Here is a 2,620-nt window from a genome sequence, read left to right on the forward strand (position 1 = left end):
CAACTGAAAAGCAATAAATAATTTATACAAGTTCATTATACTATATCTCAAATGATTGTCAAGACAGTAAAAACGGAAAGATAAGTTTCTTTCCGTTTCTATTTTTATTCTATTTCCAGTCCCTTAGCATTTGTTTTAGTAGTATCTAAGTCAAACTGCTTTTTACTACGAGTAACAAATAAAGGTTTCGCAGCATCCTCTGTTTCAAAACCATTATATGTACTGACAAAAACCTTAGTAGTACTGGTTACATGCTTCAAGACAGCAGTATAATGCGGAAATTCTCCAACTCTTGACGCATGTTGACCGACACCCAAGAGATTGATATCAATATTCTCACTTTCGACACCAGTCCCACTTTCATCTGTCACTAGCTTAACCTTGTATTTGACAGCAGGAAGTTCTCCTTTCCCATCTGCATACTTTTTATACGCTTCAGATGTTGCCTTAGACACCTCATTTTGATTGATATTTGCATAAAATGAATCTGCCTGCTCAGAGAGGCCTTTTAAAGCTGTCCCTTCCTGACTTTCATAGTAATCAATAATCTCCTTATCAGACATCTGTGCTAAATCTCCGAAAGATTTCCCTTCTATATTAGCATCAAATAAATTATAACCTTTGACTTCTCCCTTGTTGAAGATATAGATATAAGAAGGATAAGAGGTTTTTGATACTTCCTTAGTTACATACCAAATTTCATTCTTCGCATTTTTTAGATGCTCATAAATCGCTTCTGTCTTCTGGGTTTCAGAACTAGAACCATTAGTATTGCCTCCTTTATCGGAACTGCAGGCTGATAAAAACAGAAGGAAAATTGAGGAAACTGCTAAAAGCAGGCGGAGATATTTTTTCTTCATCATATGACACCTTTACTTTCTTTATTTACTATATTATAACGAAATTTCGAAAAAACAAAATGCATGATAAAAAGTTCTCCTAAACTTCAGAACCAGTCCATCTCAGGTATAAAAAATAGGTTGACAAAATAGAAAAATTAAGGTATAATGAAGGGTCCCAAACAGGTTTTAGGCATTTGCTTATTACCCCCAAAGCCCTTATCTACGGCAATAGATAAGGGCTTTTTTACGTTCTCTATATATTGAACACAGGAGCGGCAGAATTATTTCTTTCTGCGGCGTGTCGGGAACCGGCGTGGTTTTTTCGCGCTGTTCTTACGATTTCTGATAGTATCAAACCAGCAAAAACTTTCAAAGTAAGTTAAATCGCATTGAAAAATCTTTCTTCAAGAAAGCAATTCATCAACGTAGATGTTCGGGTCTCTCTATAAATTCTTTTCAAAACACTCATCTATAAGCTTCGTAGATTTTCTCTCGCATTCTGACACTGACTCTTGGGGATCCAGCATAAGAATGTCCATTCTGAAAGGCAGAAAACTGGAAAGATAAGTTTCTTTCCAGTTCCATCTTTATTCAACATCAATCCCTTTAGTTTTTAAGGTATCCAGTTTGAATTCATTCTTACTACGAGTGACAAAGAGCGGCTTATGATCGTCCTCTGTTTCAAAACCATTATAAGTACTATTATAAACCTTGGTTGTGCTCGTAACATGTTTTAATTTCAAAGTATAATTCCAAAAAGTCCCAAAATTCCGGTCCGGCTTACTAACATCTAAAAAATCAATTTCAATATTCTCGCTAGCAATATTCTTACCAGTATCATCCGTTACAAGTTTAACCTGAAAATCAGCCGTTGGTAACTTGCCCTTACCATCTCCATAAGGTTTCAGCGCTTCTGCTAATTCCTTATATTGAGTCTCATCTGGAAATTGTTCTGCATTGCTGGCAGTCACATCATAGATATGTTTCAAAAAAGTCCCTTCCTGACTTTCATAATACTCCATGATTTCTTCATCGGTCATTTTAGACAGTTCGCCAAAGGATTTACCTTCATCCCTATTGAAAGTTGTATAACCTTTGACTTTTCCTTTATTAAAAACATAGACAGCAAAAGGATGACTCTCCTTAGATACTTCGTCTGCCACATACCAAATTTTATTTTTAGCATTTTTCAGATGCTCATAAATTCCCTCTTCCGTTTTTTGTACTTCAGAGCTAGAACCATTAGTATTGCCTCCTTTATTGGAACTGCAGGCTGATAAAAACAGAAGGAAAATTGAGGAAACTGCTAAAAGAAGGGGGAGATATTTTTTCTTCATCATACGACACCTTTACTTTCTTTATTTACTATATTATAACGAAATTTCGGAAAAAAACAATGTATGATAAAAAGTTCTCCTAAACTTCAGAACCAGTCCATCTCAGGTATAAAAAACAGCTTGACAAAATAGAGAAATTAGGGTACAATGGAGACTCTTGAATTGGGTCTAAGCATTTGCTTATTACCCCCAAAGCCCTTATCTACTGCAATAGATAAGGGCTTTTTTACGTTCTCTATATATTGAACACAGGGGCGGCAGAATTATTTCTTTCTGCGGCGTGTCGGGAACCGACGTGGTTTTTTCGCGCTGTTCTTACGACTTCTGATAGTATCAAACCAGCAGTCAATGCATTTATAACAAATATATGCCAGAACTGATTTGACAACATGAAGAATAATTTCTTGAATTGAATCTACCATTTATATTACCCCCTTTCAT

Annotated in this window: 2 protein-coding genes; both read right to left on the bottom strand. The window is 35.6% G+C overall.

Annotated features, from left to right (window positions below):
- Window positions 1–104 precede the first annotated feature (104 nt).
- Window positions 105–863, bottom strand: coding sequence for a hypothetical protein (locus tag O3627_RS11740; RefSeq protein WP_125383387.1), 759 nt, complete (start codon window positions 861–863; stop codon window positions 105–107).
- Between the two features lie 566 nt (window positions 864–1,429).
- Window positions 1,430–2,182 (bottom strand): hypothetical protein, encoded by a 753-nt coding sequence (locus tag O3627_RS11745; RefSeq protein WP_125383389.1) that lies wholly within the window; start codon window positions 2,180–2,182, stop codon window positions 1,430–1,432.
- Between the last annotated feature and the right edge of the window lie 438 nt (window positions 2,183–2,620).

This window comes from Streptococcus sp. 27098_8_82 (genome assembly GCF_041431615.1).
In the GTDB taxonomy this organism is placed as follows: Bacteria; Bacillota; Bacilli; order Lactobacillales; family Streptococcaceae; genus Streptococcus; species Streptococcus sanguinis_K.

Excerpts from the sequence above, each read along its gene's own strand:
- O3627_RS11740 (WP_125383387.1), bottom strand. The coding sequence starts at position 863 with ATGATGAAGAAAAAATATCTCCGCCTGCTTTTAGCAGTTTCCTCAATT.
- O3627_RS11745 (WP_125383389.1), bottom strand. The coding sequence starts at position 2,182 with ATGATGAAGAAAAAATATCTCCCCCTTCTTTTAGCAGTTTCCTCAATT.